Source organism: Azoarcus sp. KH32C (assembly GCF_000349945.1).
Taxonomy (GTDB): Bacteria; Pseudomonadota; Gammaproteobacteria; order Burkholderiales; family Rhodocyclaceae; genus Aromatoleum.
In genome coordinates this window covers 24,568-41,930 of record NC_020548.1, presented here as the reverse complement: position 1 = coordinate 41,930, position 17,363 = coordinate 24,568, and the positions used below count along the sequence as shown (strand labels likewise).

Sequence of the window (17,363 nt, the reverse complement as noted above, 5' to 3'; positions counted from 1 at the left end):
TGCCCGGGGTGACTCCCGGAGTCCTCACCATGTCGCACACCAGTCATCGGCGGTGGCCTTTGCTGCTGCCACCCCTGCTGTGGCAGCTGGCGTTTTTCCTGCTACCGCTCCTTTTTCTCCTCGTCATCTCGTTCTGGAGCGTCGTCAATTTCCGGTTGGAACCGGACATGACGTTCAAAAACTGGGACTTCATGCTGAGCCGCAGTTCGTTCTGGTCGGCCTACGGACATACCTGGACATTGGCGCTCGGGGCGGCGGTCGTCACGACCTGCTGTTCCTTTCCCGCCGCCTGCAGTCTGGCGTTCACGGTGTCGGAGCGTACGCGCAAGCTCGCGCTGATGTTCCTGGTGGTGCCGTTCTTCACGAGTTACCTCGTCCGCGTGTATTCGTGGCAGGCCTTCCTGTCCGACAACGGCATCGTCAACGCGCTGCTGGGGCTGGTCGGGGTCGCCCCCTTGCCGATGCTCAACACCGATTTCGGTTCGCTCGTCGGGTACGTGACGCTCGCGCTGCCGCTGGTGACGCTGGTGCAGACGATGGGACTGGCGCAGATCGACCGCAGCCTGATCGAGGCGGCCCACAACCTGCGCGCGGGCCCGGTCCGGACGCTCTTCGGCGTGATCATCCCGCTCGGCAAGCCTTCGCTCGTCGTGGGCGCGCTGTTCGCGTTCATCCTCGCGTTCGGCGATTTCGTCGCGCCGACATACCTCGGCGGCGGAGCCCCTCCCACGCTGAGCAACCTGATCATCGACACCACCAAGTCCGGCCAGCAGTGGCCGCGCGCGGCGGTCGTCGCGGTCGTGATGATCCTGACCCTGGTCGCGACATCCCTCGCCGCGGTCCGACTGGCTTACGGGAGGCGGAAGTGATGCTACGAATTGCCCGCTGGTTCGGCTGGACCTACACCGCCTATACCTTCCTGTTCATCCTGGCGCCGATCGCCGCCAGCCTGGTCTTTTCCTTCAATGCCGACCGCTTTCCGTCGCTGCCGCTGCAGGGCTTCACGACCGAGTGGTACGGCGGAACCTTCAGCGATCCATCGGTCATCGAGGCCTTCCAGCGTAGCGTGATGGTGTCGGTGCCCGTCGCGCTGCTATCGACGGTGCTGGGCTTCTGCGCGGCCTACTGCGACTTCCGCTTCAATTTCCGCGGGAAGTCGCTGTTCAGCCTGCTGATGCTGCTGCCGCCGACGATCCCGGCGGTGATTATGGGCCTGGGCATGCTGTCGTACCTCTCGCGGATCAATCTTGCCGGGGAGATCGGTGCGGTGCTGATCAGCCACGTCGTGATCGCGCTGCCGTTCGCGATGGCGATGATCCGCCTGCGTCTCGCACAGATGGACGGCGCGCTCGAAGAGGCCTCATGGAACCTGCGCGCCTCCCCGACGCAGACGCTGTGGCATGTCGTGATCCCGTTCTGCAAGCAGAGCCTGTTCGCGGCCTTCCTGATCACGGCTGCGGTGTCCTTCGACGAGTTCGCGGTCGCGTGGTTCGTGTCCGGCCTGAACGAGACGGTGCCGGTGCGCGTGCTGGTGTTCCTGCAAGGGCAGGTAAGTCCGGTGATCAACGCGATCGGCACGGCGGTGTTCAGCTCCTCGATCCTGCTCGTCGCGATCGGCATGGGGTTTTCCGGCATCGGAAAGGCGAAGCGCGCTGCCGCCGACAACGGCCCCGAACAGCCGGCGGCGGCCCTCGCTTCCAACAACGGATTGTCTTTGTGAGGCTCATCATGAGTGAAGCACTGGTAGAGATCGATCGCGTATCGAAGAGATTCGGCGACTACACCGCGGTGACGGAGACCTCGTTCAGCATTCGCGAAGGGGAGTTCCTGGCGATCATGGGGTCGAGCGGCTGCGGCAAGACGACGATGCTGCGCATGCTGGCAGGGCTCGAGGAGCCGTCGACGGGCGAGATCCGCCTTGAGGGGCGCTCGCAGAAGGGGTTGCCTCCGTGGCGAAGGGAGCTCCCGCTGGTGTGGCAGAGCCTCGCGCTGTTTCCCTTCCTGAGCGTGCTCGACAACGTCGGCTTCGGCCTGAAGATGCGTGGCGTGGCGAAGGCCGAGCGCGACCGCCGTTCGCTGGCTTGGCTCCAGAAGCTGGAACTCAGCGAGTTCGCGAGCCGGAACGTGACGCAGCTCTCCGGCGGGCAACGGCAGCGGGTCGCCCTTGCGCGCGCCTTGGTCACCGAGCCGAAGGTCCTGCTGCTCGACGAACCGCTGAGCGCACTGGACGCGCATCTGAGCGTACGCATGCAGGCCTTGCTGCGCTCGCTGCAGCGCGAACTGGGCATCACCTTCGTGTATGTCACGCACAGCCAGACCGAAGCCTTCTCGATGGCCGACCGTGTCGTGATCATGAGCCGCGGCAAGGTCGAGCAGATCGGTTCGCCGCAGACGATCTATCGCCATCCGTCCAACCGTTTCGTCGCCGAGTTCATCGGCAACGTGACGATCCTGCGCGGCAGCGTGGCCGAAACCGGCGACCAGTCGATTCGCCTGAATACGCCCACCGGCGGCATGACGGTGTCGCGTGGCGGCTTTGCCGCATCGAACGGGGCCCAGGCGGATTTCTACGTCAATGCCGACCATATCGCCATCGGCGACGCGCCGCAGCACGAGAACCATGTGCGGGCGCGTTTCCTGAGCCACAAGTTCGTCGGAAACATGGTCACGCTGTTCCTCGATGTACCGGGGATCGACGACGACCTCAAGGTCATCCTGCCGGAGCGGACCTATGACGCGCTCGGTGTGCAGCCCGGGGACTCGGTCGTCGCCTCGTGGCCTGCCGCTGCCGCGCACTTTTTCCACCACTGAACTTCCGGCGCGGTAAGAGGGCCGCGCCGACTCTATCCCCGCTTCGGGGACCAAAACAAATATTCGAGGAGACCGGCCGTGCCGAAGCGAAACGGCAACGGTCGAATACCGGAGGAGACATCCATGGCAACGCAAGAAGCGACGCTGCAAGTACCGTACACCAACACATCTGAGGAACAACGAGTCCTACGCCGCGCCGCCGCCGGCAGCTTCATCGGCAACTTCGTCGAATGGTTCGACTATGCGGCCTACGGCTATCTCGCCACAATCATCGCGTCGGTGTTCTTCCCGTCGGAAGACAAGACGACCGCGCTGATGTCGACGTTCGCGGTGTTCGCGATCTCGTTCTTCATCCGCCCCATCGGGGGCATCATCTGGGGCCACATCGGGGACCGCGTCGGGCGCCGGGAGGCGCTGTCGCTTTCGATCCTGATCATGTCCGCATCGACCGTCGCCATCGCCTTCCTGCCGGGCTATGACACCGCCGGCATCTGGGCGCCCGTCCTGCTGCTCCTCGTGCGGATGGTCCAGGGCTTTTCCGCGTCGGGCGAGTATGCAGGCGCATCGGCCTTCATCGCCGAATATGCGCCGCCCGAGCACCGCGGCTTCTACACGAGCCTCGTGCCGGCGAGTACCGCGGCGGGCCTCCTCTTCGGGTCGCTGCTGGTCGCGGGGATGCATTCGTGGCTCACTGCCGAGCAACTGCACGACTGGGGCTGGCGTCTGCCCTTCCTCCTCGCCGCGCCCTTCGGCCTGATCGGGCGCTACATCCGCAACAACCTGGAGGACACGCCGGCGTTCCGCAAGATGGAATCGACGACTCATCACGCGCACGAGGCCGCGCCGATCAGCCAGCTGCTCGGCCCTCATCGCCGCGCGGTGCTGGTCTCGCTGGGGGTCGCGTGCCTGAATGCGGTCGGCTTCTACGTGCTGCTGTCGTACATGCCGACCTACCTGAGCACCGAGCAGGGCCTGTCGGAGTCGAGTTCCTTCCTGGCCGCGACGATCTCGCTCGTGACCTACATCGGTTTCATCTTCGCGATGGGTTCGCTGTCGGACCGCGTCGGCCGCAAGGCGATGCTCGTGGTCGCCTCCCTGGTCTTCATCGGTGCCAGCGTGCCGCTCTTCAAGCTGCTGCCCGGGGCCGAGTTCATGACCCTCGTGGGCGTGCAGATCGCCTTCGGCGCACTGCTCGCGATGAACGACGGCACGCTCGCGTGCTTCCTCGCCGAGATGTTCCCGACGCGCATCCGCTACAGCGGCTTCGCCTTCAGCTTCAATCTCGCGAACACGATCTTCGGCGGCACCGCGCCCTTCATGTGCACCTGGCTGATCAAGCAGACCGGCAATGCTTTCGCCCCCGCGTGGTACCTCGTCGCCGCTGCCGTGGTGGCGCTGATCGCGCTGATGTACGCGAAGGTGCGTGACGGCAAGGCCTTCGACAGCGTGGCTGGATGATCGCCGTCGTGCCCTTGTAAGCCCGTGGCGCACTCGCGGCCTTCGGCGACAGGGCATCGATTCGAGCCTTCGGCATCGAGATCATGAGCCGCTCGTACGAGCGGCTGTTGTCGCTCGGGGCGTCGGGATTGCATTTCTTCAGCCTCAACGATGCCGCACGAATTCGTGAGGTCTGGCGGTCGGTTCGACCGCTTCGTAACTCACCCCGGGGTCAGCACCCCAAGCATCGCGATCGTGGGGTGATGGCGGCTGGCCGCCGCGCGGCCTGACGCCCGCGGCGCGTCGGGTGGGGCCGACGGCGGAACGCCTCTTCCGGCCTGGAGACGCGAAGGGCTTTCACCGGTTCGGGCATCCGAATACAGCCTCCGAATCGCTGCTGTCGCTGTTCGCGCTCGCTCTTCCGCTTCCGTTTGGCGGAACAATTTCCGCACCGCAGCACTGTCGCTCGCGCCCTCGTTGACGTCAGCCGGTTCGACGTCGCTTCCCCCATCCGCCAATCCCATCGCGCCAGAGCGTCCCCCTCCGGGGACACGCAGCATCCCGCCTGGATAAATGCTGGCGCGGCTGCGTACTGCATTGCGAAATAGACTATTGATCAGCATGGTAATAGTCGCCAGAAAACACTCAATAGACCGACAAGAATCTGGCGCCTAGTATCCAGCTCAAGCCGCGATTCCCTATCAATCCACCCATTGCAGCACGGGGAGTCATCTGGAAAGCGGTAGCCCACCACCCCTGGGTGAGACGAAAACGCAATAACCAAGGAATGAAGGAGACAGTTATGGCAAGAATCGGAGTGGATGTCGGGGGTACTTTCACCGACCTCGTTCTCGAGATCGAAGGCGAGAACCGGGGCGCCAATCGCGTCTATGTTCACAAGGTGCCGAGCACGCCCTGGGATCAGTCCGAGGGCGTGCTACGCGGCATCCTGGAGATCTGCCGCATCGGCGGCATCTATCCCAGCGACGTGCGCATGATCGTCCATGGCACGACGGTCGCGACCAACATCACGATCGAGCACAACGGCGCGGAAGTCGGCATGCTGACGACGCGCGGTTTCCGCGACATCCTGCACATCGGCCGGCACAAGCGGCCGGAGAACTTCTCGCTGCAGTTCGACGTGCCCTGGCAGTCGCGGCCGCTCGTGAAGCGCCGCAACCGCATCGCGATCAGTGAACGCGTCATGCCGCCGCACGGCGAGGTGACCCAGGCGCTGGCCGAGGACGAAGTGCGCGCCGCGGCCGAGCTCTTCAAGGCGCGCGGCATCAAGTCCGTGATCGTCTGCTTCCTCTATTCCTTCCTCAACGATACCCACGAGCGCCGGGCCAAGGAGATCATCCAGGAGGTGCTGCCCGACGCGTACGTGTCGTGCTCGTCCGAAGTCGCGAACGTCATCCGCGAGTACGAGCGCTTCTCGACGACGGCGATGAATGCCTATGTCGGCCCGAAGACCTCGCATTACCTGAAGAACCTCGAACAGAAACTCCTCGATGCAGGCATCAAGGCGCACCTGCGGATCATGCAGTCGAACGGCGGCGTGTCCACAGTCGAGAAGTGTTCGAAGGAGGCGGTCTCGATCCTGATGTCGGGGCTTGCCGGGGGCGTGATGGGCGGACGCTGGGCCGGCGCGCTGTCTGACGAGAAGAACATCATCACTGTCGATATCGGCGGCACGTCGGCGGACTTCAGCACGATCCCCGACGGCAAGGTCAAGATCATGAACCCGCGCGATACCTACGTGGGTGCGTATCCGATCCTCGCGCCGATGATCGACCTCGCGACGATGGGCGCGGGCGGCGGCTCGATCGCGTACATCGACGAAGGCGGCGCCTTCCGCGTCGGGCCGCGTTCGGCGGGTGCCGATCCCGGGCCGGCCTGCTACGGCAAGGGCGGCACGGAGCCGACGGTGACCGATGCGCAGGTCGTGCTCGGGCGTCTCGACCCGGACCATTTCCTCGGCGGCGGCATCCAGATCGACGCCGAGCTCGCACGTGAAGCGATCCGCACGAAGGTCGCAGAGCCCCTCGGGCTCACTGTCGAAGAGGCCGCGCTGGGCATCATCCGCATCCTCAACTCCAACATGTCGCTCGCGATCCGCGCGAATTCGGTCGCGAAGGGTTACGACCCACGCAAGTTCGCGCTCGCGCCCTTCGGCGGCGCCGGTCCGCTCAATGGCGTGGCACTCGCGGAGGCCGTGTCGGCGCGCGAGGTGATCGTGCCGCCGGCTCCTGGCATCACCGCCGCGATCGGGCTGCTCGTCACCGACATGCAATACGAGTTCATGCGCTCTGTTCCGACCGTGTTGAAGAACGTGGAGCAGCCCGCGCTCGACAAGCTGAACTGCGTGATCGACGACCTGACTGCGCTGTGCCGCGAGCGCCTCGAGGATGACGGCGTACCCGCCGACAACCAGCACTTCGTGCGCATCGCCGAGTGCCGTTACCACGGGCAGGGTTTCGAGCTGCGCGCGGATATCCCCGACGGCCGGCTAGACGGGGAGAAGCTCGCCGCGGTCAAGGCGAGCTTCCAGGCGCAGCACAAGCGGGATTACGGCTGGGCCTTCGATGACGTGGATGTCGAGATCGTGACGATCCGCATCATCGGCATCGCCCGCACGCGCCCGCTCGCGTGGCCGGCGCTGGAGGATGCCGCGGGGAGCAGCCTCGATGCGGCCCTGATGTACGAGCGGCCGACGATCTTCGATGACAGGAAAACTTACGCGACGCCGCGCTACGACCGCAAGAAGCTGAAAGCGGGTCACCAGCTTTCCGGTCCCGCGATCATCGTCCAGCACGATTCGACGACGCTGGTGCCCCCGGGCTACGTGGCCAAGGTGTCGGCCAAGGGCAACATCCACATCAATGCGCAGCGCGTCTAAGGAGAACCAGATGAATCCGTCCAGCACCAAGGTCGATCCGATCACCCTGCAGGTCATCAGCGGCGCGTTGCACACCATCGCCGAGGAGATGGGCCACGTCCTGTATCGCATGTCCTTCTCGTCGATCATCCGCGAGTCGCAGGACATCGGCGCGGGCCTCTTCGACCTGCAGTTCAACACGCTGACCGAATCCGAAGGCTCGCCGCTGCACATCGGCTCGATCCCGGCCTACCTGCGGGGCATCAACCAATGCCTGCAGGGCGGCGTGTGGAACGAGGGCGACGTCGTCATCCACAACCACCCCTATTACGGATCGAGCCACAGTCCCGACCTGTGCATCGTCGTGCCGGTATTCTGGCGCGGCGAGCTCGTCGCCTTTGCGGCGAACACCGCCCACCACGTCGACATCGGCGCGGCGACCCCGGGCCTCATCATCGACATTCCGGACGTCTTCGCCGAGGGCATGCTCTTCGCCGGCATCAAGCTCTACGAGGGCGGCAAGCGCAACGAGGGCCTGTGGCAGTACATCAGCCACAACAGCCGCACCGCGAAGCAGACCAAGGACGACATCGACGCGCAGATCGCGTCGGCGATGCTCGGCGCGCAGCGCATGCAGGAGCTCCTCGACACCTACGGCAAGGAGACGGTGTTCGGCGCGGCCAACCAGCTGATGGACTACACCGAGTCGATGATGCGCGCCCGGATCGCGGAAATTCCCGACGGCGAGTACTTCGCCGAGGGCTATCTCGACGACGACGGCGCGAACCGCGACAAGCGTCTGCCGATCAAGGTCTGCGTGCGCGTCACCGGCGACAGCGTCGAGGTCGATCTCACCGGCTCGGCGGACCAGGTGCCGACCGGTTTCAACGTGCCTTTCGAGGGTTCGACGAAGCCGGCCTGCTACTGCGCCTTCCGCGCGATGCTGACCGACACCGCGCTGATGGAAGTGAAGCTGCCGCCCAACGAGGGTTCCTTCCGCCCGATCAAGGTCACGGCGCCGAAAGGGTCGATCTTCAACCCGATCTATCCGGCGGCGGCCGAAGCGCGCTTCACGCAGTGCAACCGCATGATCGACCTCATCATCAAGGCACTCTCGCCGGTGATCCCGCAGCGCGTCACCGCGGGCAACTCGGCGACGTTGTCCTTCGCGGCCTACTCGGGCATCAAGCCCGACGGCGACTACTGGGTGTTCCTCGAAGTCAATGAGGGCGCCTACGGCGGCCGGCCGCATTCCGACGGTCCGGACTCGATCGACAACCTGATGGCCAACACGCGCAACAACCCGATCGAGGACCTCGGCATGCACCTGCCGATGGTGTGCGACCGCTATGAACTGCGCGACGACGTGGTGCCCGGGGCCGGGCAGTTCCGTGGCGGCATCGGGGTCGTCAAGACGCAGCGCCTGCTCACCGACGGCGCGATCACGCACGAGTCCGAGCGCCATCACGACGTGCCTTGGGGCGCATTCGGCGGCACCGACGGCGTCGCAGGCCGGGTCGAGATCTTCCACGCAAACGGTACGAAGTACGACACCTACGCGAAGTTTTCGAACCTGCGCGTGGCGGCAGGCGGCGGCATGTCGTACTACGCGCCCTGCGGCGGCGGCTACGGCGACCCGCTCGATCGTCCGGCCCGCCAGGTGCTGGAAGACGTGATGGACGACTTCTGCACCCTCGAGCACGCCCGCAAAGTCTATGGCGTGATCATTTCGGAAGACCTCGTCCTCGACGCGGCGGCCACCCAGTCCCACCGCACGCTGCTCCGCCTGGAGCGGCAGATGCTTGTTTCCCCGCAAGCGTCCGTGACCGCACCGGCCTGACAGGCGCGGCAGTTCCCTCCCTTTAGTCAGTAGCTCCATCACACCCGGCCGCAAGGCCGGGTGGGGAGGCGTGCGCGCGTGTTCCGGCGCAGGCCCCCAGGCCTTTGTTCGTCATTCCAACAAATATCGAGTCATCGAGGAGGAGTTGCGTCATGAACAACAACACCCAGTCCGAGATCTGGAACGAGGATCTCGCGCCGACCGACCCGGCTCACAGGACCTGGCGCTGGCAGGATTACGCCGCCCTGTGGATCGGCATGGTCATGTGTATCCCTTGCTACATGCTGGCGGCGGGGCTGATGGACCAGGGCATGTCGGCGATGCAGGCGGTCACGATCGTGTTCGCCGGCAATGCCATCGTGCTGGTGCCGATGCTGTTGATCGGTCATCCCGGCGCCCGCTATGGCGTGCCTTTCGCCGTGCTGGTGCGATCGTCCTTCGGCGTGCAGGGCAACAAGCTGCCGGCCCTGCTGCGGGCGCTCGTCGCCTGCGGCTGGTTCGGCATCCAGTGCTGGGTGGGGGGGAGCGCCATCTATGCGATCGGCAATCTCCTGAGCGGCGGGGCGCTCGACGGGCCGAAGATGGCGTGGGCCGGCGTCAACGCGGGGCAATTGACGTGCTTCTTCATCTTCTGGGCGCTGCATCTTTACTTCATCGCGCGGGGGCCGGAGTCGGTGAGGAAGATCGAGACCTTCACCGCTCCCCTCAAGGTCGTGATCGTGCTCGCGCTGCTGTGGTGGGCCTACGACAAGGCCGACGGCTTCGGCCAGATGTTCACGGCGCCGTCCCAATTCGCTCCCGGCGGCCCGAAGGCGGGTCAGTTCTGGGCGGTATTCTGGCCCTCGCTCACGGCGATGGCGGGGTTCTGGTCGACGCTGGCGATGAACATCCCCGACTTCACGCGCTTTTCCGCATCCCAGCGCGAGCACTACGTGGGTCAGGCGGTCGGCCTGCCGATCCCGATGGCCTTGCTGGCCTTCGTCGGCGTCGCCGTGACCTCGGCCACCGTCGTCATCTACGGCAAGGCGATCTGGGATCCCGTCGATCTGGCGAGCCGGATGGAAGGCATCGCGGTGGCCATCGGCCTGGCGATCATCACCCTCGATACCCTGTGCGTGAACCTCGCGGCCAATACCGTCGCACCGGCCTATGACTTCGCCGCCATCTTTCCCCGGCACATCAACTTTGCTCGGGGCGGCTACATCACGGCGGTCATCGGCATCGTGATCATGCCGTGGAAACTCGCTGAATCCACCCAGGGCTACATCTTCACCTGGCTCATCGGCTACGGCGCGCTGCTCGGGCCGGTGCTGGGAATCATGCTGGCCGACTACTGGCTGATCCGCCGCACGCGGCTCGATGTCGACGATCTCTTCGACTTGAACGGGCGGTACGCGTACCGGAACGGCTGGAACGTGTCGGCGCTGATCGCATTCGCCATCGGCGTCCTGCCAAACCTGCCGGGATTCCTCCACGCCGCTTTTCCCGTGGCATTTGCCGATGTCCCGGGGTTCTTCACGGAGCTCTACAACTACGCGTGGTTCGTGGGGCTGTTCCTGTCCATGGGGACTTACCGGCTGTTGATGGCCCCGGAGACCGCCGGGTTGAGCCGTGGCCTCGCGGTCGAGAGGGTTTGACCGGGGGCGCCGTGGCGCATTGGCAGTAACACAAGCAGATAACTACAACATCACTGAATCACACTAGGGACATGTGACATGAAACAGCTTTCAGGGAAGATCGGACTTCGTCGCGTCGGAGCCGTCATTGGCGGAATTCTTGCGTTTGTCATCGCAGGTCATCTCGGTTCCGCCGTGGCCTCGGAGTGGAGCGAGACGGACGTGCAGGTGCTCAACGGCACCCGCTTCCGCGATCCGGGCATTCACGACGAAGTCACGAAGACGACGATCACGCTGCAACACGTGAGCGGCTATGCCTACGGACGCAACTACTTCTTCATCGATTCCTACTGGGGGACGAAGAACGCGCCGCGTGCGAACGACATCTACGGGGAGTACTACCATTACCTGAGCCTCGGCAAGACCACCGGCGCGACTTTCGGCGGCAGCGTGCTGAAGGACGTCAGCCTGACCGCCGGCGTCAACGCCGGCGCGACAACCGGCGGTGCGGGCACGCGCATCCTGCTGTACGGCGTGACGCTCGATTTCACCGTGCCCGGCTTCAGCTACTTGAACGTCGATCTGCTCGCCTACGACGACCGCTCGCAGTTCAACGGCGTGCAGACCCATTATCGCAACAGCTATCAGGTGACCCCGGTGTGGCGCCTGCCGTTCAGCATCGGCGGCACGCAGTGGAGCTTCGAGGGCTTCTGCGACTTCATCGGTGCGCGCGGGCAGGGCACCGTCAATCAGACGCTGTGCCAGCCGCAGCTGCGGTTTGATCTGGGCCAGCTGGTGTCGGGACGTCGCGATGCGATCTACGTCGGGACCGAGTACCAGTACTGGCGCAACAAGTACGGCATTGAAGGGCTCAACGAGAGCTTTCCGAACATCATGATGGTCGTGAAGTTCTAGCCGGGGTAGCGTGATCAACCACTGCACCGGGGCGACGTCGGCCGCCCCGGTGCAGTTCCGTTTCCGCTCAGGCTTCCTGCGCGATGCCGAACTCGTCGGCGTTGTCGTGCAGGAACTGCGCGAAGCGCTCGACCGTCGGCGTCAGGATGTCCTTGCGCCAGCACGCGAGGGTTTCCAGCGTCTTTTGCCGCCCCACCAGCGGGCGGATCACCAATCCCTTGCGCTGGATGTTCTCGGCACAACGCGTGTATAGCGCGACGCCGATATTGGCCGCGACGAGGCCGAAGATGCCGTCGCTCGTCGAAGCTTCCTGCGCGACCACCGGCGAGAAGTTCGCGGCGTGGCAGAGCGCGAAGAAATGCGCCCGAAAGGCCTCCCAGGAATCCTTCGAGCCGAGGATGAATTTCTCGTTCACGAGGTCCCGGATCGAGATCGCGGGTTTCTCGGCGAGCGGATGGGCCTCCGGCAGCAGCACGACCAACTCCTCGCGTGTGACCGCGAGCTGGCTGATCGTCGGAGACTCGAATGGCCCAATCAGGAAACCGATGTCGATGCGCGACTCGAGCAGCGCCTCCTTCTGCTTCGAGCTGGGGATGTGGAACAGCTCGACCTTGATGCCGGGATGCGTCCTCAGGAATTTTTCGATGATCGCGGGCAGTTTGCCGTTGATCGCGAAATCCATGTAGGCGATGCGCAGGTAGCCCACCTTGCCGTCGGCCGCGGCCTGCGCAAGGAGCGACGCCTTCTCGATGTGACCGAGCGCGAGCCGGCATTCGTAGAGGAAGGTGCGCCCGGCCTCGGTGAGCTGCACGACGCGCGTGGTCCGTGACAGCAGCTCCGCGCCGACCGCTTCCTCGAGGTGCTGGATGGTGCGCGTGAGCGCTGATTGCGTCATGTACAGCCGCTCGGCCGCGGGGCGGAACTGCAGCTCTTCGGCGACCGCGACAAAGGCCCGCATGTGGCGAAGTTCGAAGCGCATGGGGGGATTGCTCCGGGTGGGTTGCTCGAATGTGCTTTCATGAAACGCAATAATAGGCGATTAATTGTAAATAGACGAGTCAATAGTATCCGCTAGTATTTCTCCAGACAAAGACATCTTTGTCGCAACCGAAACGATAGACACCGACTGGAGATGAAGCTCAAATGGATAACGAACTGAACGCGATGCTCAAGCAAGCCTTTGCCCAAGCCACCAAGCTGTATCAGGAGCGCGGCTTCCAGCGCCGTGTGGGTTTCGGCAAAAAGCCGGCACTGATCAACGTCGACCTGGCCAACGCCTGGACCCGTCCCGGCAACCCCTTCACCTGCGAGAAGATCGACGACGAGATCATCCCCGGCGTGCAGCGCCTGCTGAAGGCCTGCCGCGAGAACAACCACCCGGTGATCCACGTGACGACCTGCTATCAGGTCACCGACCGCAAGAATCCGCACACCGACATGGGCCTGTGGCACAACAAGATCCCGGTCGACGTCGTCAATCAGGAAGACGAGAACATCTGGGCGATCGACTCGCGCATCGCGCCGATCGCGGGCGAGCAGGTGCTGATCAAGAAGCGCGCGAGCTCCTTCCATGGCACCTACCTCGCGGGCTTCCTGCGCGCCGCCGGTGTCGACACCATCCTCGTGACCGGCGTGACCGCTTCGGCCTGCGTGCGCACGACGCTGTGCGACGGCCTTGCCGAAGGCTTCCGTACGATCGCCGTGCGCGAGTGCATCGGTGACCGCGTGCCGGGCGCCGTCGAATGGAACCTGTTCGACATCGACGCCAAGTTCGCGGACGTCGAGTCGGTCGATCGCTGCGTCGATTACCTCTATTCGATGAAGGGCTGATCCCGGCGCCGCGAGCGACGGGAAGGGGCCGCGGGGTGGCGCGGCCCCTTCGTAGCAAACTCATACGCAAGGGTAAAGCAGATGGCGAACGCGGGAGCCGGTCCGAGGGTGTTGCGGCGCGTGGTGGTGACCGGAATGGGGCTGGTGACGCCGCTTGGCGTGGGGGTCGAAAAGACCTGGTCGCGGCTGCTGTCGGGAGCGTCGGGTATCGGCGGGATTGACCGCTTCGACGTATCCGACCTGCCATCGAAGATCGCCGGTCTGGTGCCGCAGGGCAGCTGCGCCGACGGCGGGTTTAGTGCCGACGAATGGGTGCCGGTCAAGGACCAGCGCAAGATGGACCTCTTCGCGATGTACGCGCTGTGTGCAGCCGATCAGGCGCTGCACAACGCGGGTTGGCAACCTGAGACGCAGGACGCGCGCGAACGTACGGGCGTGCTGATCGGCTCCGGCATCGGCGGCCTGCCGGCGCTTTCCGACGGGGCGGTGACGCTGCGCGAACAAGGGGTGCGGCGCATCTCGCCGTTCTTCATTCCCTCGACGCTCATCAATCTTGCCGCCGGCCACATCGCGATCCGTCACGGCCTGCGTGGGCCCACGCATGGCGTCGCGACCGCCTGCGCCAGCGGCGCCCATGCCATCGGCGATGCGGCGCGCATGATCATGCTGGGCGACGCGGACGTGATGGTCGCCGGTGGCACCGAGGCCGCGGTATCGCGGCTGGGCATCGCGGGCTTCTGCGCGGCCCGTGCGCTGTCGACCGGCTTCAACGACCGCCCGCACGACGCTTCCCGCCCGTGGGACGCCGAGCGCGACGGCTTCGTGATGGGCGAGGGCAGTGGCGTCGTGGTGCTGGAAGACTATGAGCACGCGCGTGCCCGCGGCGCGCGCATCCATGCCGAAGTGCTCGGCTACGGGTTGTCCGGCGACGGCTACCACATCGCAGCGCCCCCCGAGGATGGCAACGGCGCGGCGCGCGCGATGCGGGCGGCGCTCGCCTGGGCGGGCCTCGCTCCCGACGAGGTCGACTACGTCAACGCGCACGCAACATCGACCCCGCTTGGCGACCTGGTCGAACTGCGGGCGATCCGCGATGTGTTCGGCCGGCACGCGGAGGATGGGCTGTCGGTGTCGTCGACGAAATCTGCGATGGGGCACCTGCTGGGCGCGGCCGGTGCGGTCGAAGCCATCCTGTCGATCCTCGCGCTGCGCGACCAGCTTGCCCCGCCGACCCTGAACCTCGCGGCGCCCCCGGCGGAATTCGGCGACATGGACCTCGTGCCCGGCCTCGCGAAGGTGCGCCCGATTCGTACCGTCCTGTCGAATTCGTTCGGCTTCGGCGGCACCAACGCAGCGCTGGTATTCGGCAGCCGCTGAGCAACCCCGGGGGCAAAAGTCCCTGGGGGCGCGTGATCTCCCCGCGCATACCGTGACTTCTAACCGGTTGCGGTTCCTGCGAACCGCAACCCATCGATGAAGGCGCGCAGCAAGGCCGGCATCGCCATCCCCCGGCGGGTCACCACCGTAAATGGCCATCTCGTCTCAAGGCTTTGCGGACGCAGTCGGCGCATGCGGTCTGAATCGACCCAGCGCTGCGCGTAGTGCAGGGGCAGAAAACCGATATAGGCCCCCGACAGGATCAGTATCGCCTGCGCCTCGACGTTGTCCACGGTTGCCGACGCTACGCGCGCGTTGAGCAGGCGCAGATCTCTTTCCTGCAGGAAGGCGCGGGCAGCGACGCGGCTGGCGGAGATCAATTCCTGCTGTGCGTCGCTCTCCTGTTCTGCGGCATGGAGCGGATGCCCTTTGCCGCAGAACAGGCCGTCTGCTTCGTCGTAAAGCAGCGTGTAATCGAGCCCCGCCACCTGCAAGGGGAAATGGCCGATGGCAACGTGCAGGCGGCCGTCGAGCACGCGCGCTTCGAGTTCTGCCGGGCTGCCGATGTAGATGTCGATCTGCACGTCGTGGCCGAGCGCGAGGAAGCGCTGCAATGCGGCCGGAAGCGGCGAAGCTTCGTCCGTCACCGTGTTGTCGATCAGGCCCAGTTGCAGGCGTCCGGAAATGCGTTGCGCAAGGACGCTCGTGTCCATGCAGAAGCTTTCCACCGCGAGCAGCAGACGCTGGGCCGCCTCGTAAGTCGCGTGGCCGTGCTCGGTCAGGCGGAAGCCTCCCCGTCCGCGTTCGCATAGCGTCAGCCCGAGGCGCGCTTCCAGCGTCGTCATCTGCTCGCTGATCGTGCTCTGGCTCACGTTCAGCGCCGCCTGAGCAGCCGAAAAACCCCCATGGCGAACCACCGCCACAAAAACCCTCACCAGCTTCAGATCGACGTCGTGGAGCTGCTTCATTTCACCTCCCCGGATTGCATCGGAAGTTCCGATTTGAACATCTTGTCGCGACTATTTTTCCGAAACAAGCCCGGAAATATAGTCCGTCCATGCCTGACCCCCGGGCCAACCTAGCGCACCGACCAGAGTGCGCACAATCACGGAGACAACGCATGGACAGCATCGTCGAAGCCTATCTGCGGCGCTACGAGGTTTCACCCGGCGCGCAACGATTCCTGAGCAAGACGCAGAAGATGTACATCAACGGCGAGTGGATGGCCGCGAGCGACGGCGCCATCGCCGACGTGATCGAGCCCTCCACGCTCGGCTGCATCACTCGGATTCCGCTCGCCACCGTGGCGGACCTGGACCGTGCTGTCGCCGCCGCCCGCGCAGCCTTCGACTCCGGCCCCTGGCGCACGATGAAGCCGCTGGCGCGCGAACGCCTGCTGCACAAGCTCGCTGACCTGATCGAGGCGAACGCGACGGAGCTTGCCGAGATCGAGTCGGTGGACATGGGCAAGTCGGTCACCAGTGCGCGTGACGTCGACGTTCAGGGCACGATCGACACCTTCCGCTATTTCGCCGGCTGGGCCACGAAGCTGCATGGCCGCACCGTCGAGCCGGCTGCGCTGCCGGGCGAATACGTCGCCTTCACGCGCAAGGAGCCGGTCGGCGTCGTCGGCGCGATCGTGCCCTGGAACTTCCCTCTGCAGACGATGGCCTGGAAGCTCGCGGCGGCGCTGGCAGCCGGTTGCACCGTCGTCGTCAAGCCGGCCGAGCTGACTTCGCTGTCGACGCTGCGTTTTGCCGAACTCGTCGAGGAGGCGGGCTTCCCTCCAGGTGTCATCAACATCGTCACGGGCTCCGGCCGGGACATTGGGGCTGCGATGTGCCGCCATCCCGGCATCGACAAGCTGAGCTTCACCGGTTCGACCCCGGTCGGGCAGGAAGTCGGGCGGGCGGGCCTCGACACCCTCAAGCGACTGACGCTGGAGCTCGGAGGCAAGTCGCCGGTGCTGGTGCTGGAGGATGCCGACCTTCAGGCGGCGGCGCGCGCAGTTGCGAACGGCGTGTTCTTCAATTCCGGGCAGGTGTGTGACGCGGGCACGCGAGTCTACGTCCAGCGCGACGTTCACGACGCCTTCATGCACGAGCTCATCGAAGTCACGCGCACGCTGAAGATGGCGCCCGGGCTGGATCCGGAATGCTTCATCAGCCCGCTGGTGTCGATGCAGCAGAAACGCCGCGTCGCCAGCTACATCGACGCCGGGATCACCGAGGGCGCAGAGCTTGCCTACGGCGGTCGGCCGCAGGATGGCTGCTACGTCGAGCCGACGATCTTCGCCCATACCCGCAGCGACATGCGCGTCGTGCGCGAGGAGATCTTCGGGCCGGTGCTGGTGACCGCTCCCTTCGACGATCTCGAGGTGGCGGTTGCCGAGGCGAACGACTCGCCCTTTGGACTGGCCGCCGCGATCTATTCGAACGACCTCGGCCGCGTCCATCGCCTGATCCCGCGCCTGAAGGCCGGTTCGGTCTATGTCAACGCGCACAGCACCCTCGACCCGGCGATGCCCTTCGGCGGCTTCAAGCAGTCCGGATTCGGGCGCGACCTCGGGCCGGAGCAGCTCGACTTCCTCACCGAGACGAAGGCGGTGTGGATCACCTTGCCTTGAGGTCCGACGATGCACTGACGTACAGATGAAAAC

General features: G+C 65.1%; 13 protein-coding genes. 11 read left to right on the top strand and 2 right to left on the bottom strand.

Annotated elements, in window-relative coordinates:
- The first annotated feature begins 29 nt into the window (after nucleotides 1–29).
- The 8 genes from AZKH_RS23020 to AZKH_RS22985 all read left to right on the top strand — a co-directional run bounded on the left by AZKH_RS23020 (nucleotide 30) and on the right by AZKH_RS22985 (nucleotide 11,497).
- Complete coding sequence (locus AZKH_RS23020; RefSeq protein ID WP_051071804.1) at nucleotides 30–869, top strand: ABC transporter permease; 840 nt, start codon at nucleotides 30–32, stop codon at nucleotides 867–869.
- Complete coding sequence (locus AZKH_RS23015; RefSeq protein ID WP_015451693.1) at nucleotides 869–1,720, top strand: ABC transporter permease; 852 nt, start codon at nucleotides 869–871, stop codon at nucleotides 1,718–1,720. The genes AZKH_RS23020 and AZKH_RS23015 overlap by 1 nt, the downstream gene beginning before the upstream one ends.
- A gap of 8 nt (nucleotides 1,721–1,728) precedes the next feature.
- A complete protein-coding gene (locus AZKH_RS23010; protein ID WP_015451692.1) occupies nucleotides 1,729–2,811 on the top strand; it encodes an ABC transporter ATP-binding protein in 1,083 nt (360 codons plus the stop codon).
- Between the two features lie 123 nt (nucleotides 2,812–2,934).
- Entirely contained in the window at nucleotides 2,935–4,269 is a 1,335-nt protein-coding gene (locus tag AZKH_RS23005; protein WP_015451691.1) for an MFS transporter, read from the top strand.
- Nucleotides 4,270–5,050: 781 nt separating this feature from the next.
- A complete protein-coding gene (locus AZKH_RS23000) occupies nucleotides 5,051–7,147 on the top strand; it encodes a hydantoinase/oxoprolinase family protein (protein WP_015451690.1) in 2,097 nt (698 codons plus the stop codon).
- A 10-nt stretch (nucleotides 7,148–7,157) separates the two neighbouring features.
- On the top strand, nucleotides 7,158–8,966 hold the full coding sequence (locus tag AZKH_RS22995) for a hydantoinase B/oxoprolinase family protein (protein WP_015451689.1): 1,809 nt from the start codon (nucleotides 7,158–7,160) through the stop codon (nucleotides 8,964–8,966).
- A gap of 152 nt (nucleotides 8,967–9,118) precedes the next feature.
- Nucleotides 9,119–10,603, top strand: coding sequence for an NCS1 family nucleobase:cation symporter-1 (locus AZKH_RS22990; protein ID WP_015451688.1), 1,485 nt, complete (start codon nucleotides 9,119–9,121; stop codon nucleotides 10,601–10,603).
- Between the two features lie 78 nt (nucleotides 10,604–10,681).
- On the top strand, nucleotides 10,682–11,497 hold the full coding sequence (locus AZKH_RS22985; RefSeq protein WP_015451687.1) for a DUF5020 family protein: 816 nt from the start codon (nucleotides 10,682–10,684) through the stop codon (nucleotides 11,495–11,497).
- Between the two features lie 67 nt (nucleotides 11,498–11,564).
- On the opposite strand, the gene AZKH_RS22980 is transcribed toward AZKH_RS22985, so the two are convergent.
- Entirely contained in the window at nucleotides 11,565–12,476 is a 912-nt protein-coding gene (locus AZKH_RS22980; RefSeq protein WP_015451686.1) for a LysR family transcriptional regulator, read from the bottom strand.
- A gap of 164 nt (nucleotides 12,477–12,640) precedes the next feature.
- Here AZKH_RS22980 and AZKH_RS22975 point away from each other — a divergent pair, with 164 nt between their 5' ends.
- Complete coding sequence (locus tag AZKH_RS22975) at nucleotides 12,641–13,327, top strand: isochorismatase family protein (protein ID WP_015451685.1); 687 nt, start codon at nucleotides 12,641–12,643, stop codon at nucleotides 13,325–13,327.
- A gap of 111 nt (nucleotides 13,328–13,438) precedes the next feature.
- Nucleotides 13,439–14,704 carry a beta-ketoacyl-ACP synthase II gene (fabF, locus tag AZKH_RS22970; protein ID WP_041658002.1) on the top strand — a complete coding sequence of 422 codons (1,266 nt, stop codon included), beginning with the start codon at nucleotides 13,439–13,441 and terminating at the stop codon, nucleotides 14,702–14,704.
- A 59-nt stretch (nucleotides 14,705–14,763) separates the two neighbouring features.
- Here the strand turns inward: fabF and AZKH_RS22965 are convergent, their stop codons facing one another.
- Complete coding sequence (locus AZKH_RS22965; protein ID WP_015451683.1) at nucleotides 14,764–15,672, bottom strand: LysR family transcriptional regulator; 909 nt, start codon at nucleotides 15,670–15,672, stop codon at nucleotides 14,764–14,766.
- 152 nt (nucleotides 15,673–15,824) lie between these two features.
- Between AZKH_RS22965 and AZKH_RS22960 the strand changes: the two genes are divergently transcribed.
- Entirely contained in the window at nucleotides 15,825–17,330 is a 1,506-nt protein-coding gene (locus AZKH_RS22960; protein ID WP_015451682.1) for an aldehyde dehydrogenase, read from the top strand.
- The last annotated feature ends 33 nt before the right edge of the window (nucleotides 17,331–17,363 follow it).

What these genes read in the sequence shown, in the direction of transcription:
- AZKH_RS23020 (WP_051071804.1), top strand. Translation starts at nt 30, where the DNA reads ATGTCGCACACCAGTCATCGGCGGTGGCCTTTGCTGCTGCCACCCCTG.
- AZKH_RS23015 (WP_015451693.1), top strand. Translation starts at nt 869, where the DNA reads ATGCTACGAATTGCCCGCTGGTTCGGCTGGACCTACACCGCCTATACC.
- AZKH_RS23010 (WP_015451692.1), top strand. Translation starts at nt 1,729, where the DNA reads ATGAGTGAAGCACTGGTAGAGATCGATCGCGTATCGAAGAGATTCGGC.
- AZKH_RS23005 (WP_015451691.1), top strand. Translation starts at nt 2,935, where the DNA reads ATGGCAACGCAAGAAGCGACGCTGCAAGTACCGTACACCAACACATCT.
- AZKH_RS23000 (WP_015451690.1), top strand. Translation starts at nt 5,051, where the DNA reads ATGGCAAGAATCGGAGTGGATGTCGGGGGTACTTTCACCGACCTCGTT.
- AZKH_RS22995 (WP_015451689.1), top strand. Translation starts at nt 7,158, where the DNA reads ATGAATCCGTCCAGCACCAAGGTCGATCCGATCACCCTGCAGGTCATC.
- AZKH_RS22990 (WP_015451688.1), top strand. Translation starts at nt 9,119, where the DNA reads ATGAACAACAACACCCAGTCCGAGATCTGGAACGAGGATCTCGCGCCG.
- AZKH_RS22985 (WP_015451687.1), top strand. Translation starts at nt 10,682, where the DNA reads ATGAAACAGCTTTCAGGGAAGATCGGACTTCGTCGCGTCGGAGCCGTC.
- AZKH_RS22980 (WP_015451686.1), bottom strand. Translation starts at nt 12,476, where the DNA reads ATGCGCTTCGAACTTCGCCACATGCGGGCCTTTGTCGCGGTCGCCGAA.
- AZKH_RS22975 (WP_015451685.1), top strand. Translation starts at nt 12,641, where the DNA reads ATGGATAACGAACTGAACGCGATGCTCAAGCAAGCCTTTGCCCAAGCC.
- AZKH_RS22965 (WP_015451683.1), bottom strand. Translation starts at nt 15,672, where the DNA reads ATGAAGCAGCTCCACGACGTCGATCTGAAGCTGGTGAGGGTTTTTGTG.
- AZKH_RS22960 (WP_015451682.1), top strand. Translation starts at nt 15,825, where the DNA reads ATGGACAGCATCGTCGAAGCCTATCTGCGGCGCTACGAGGTTTCACCC.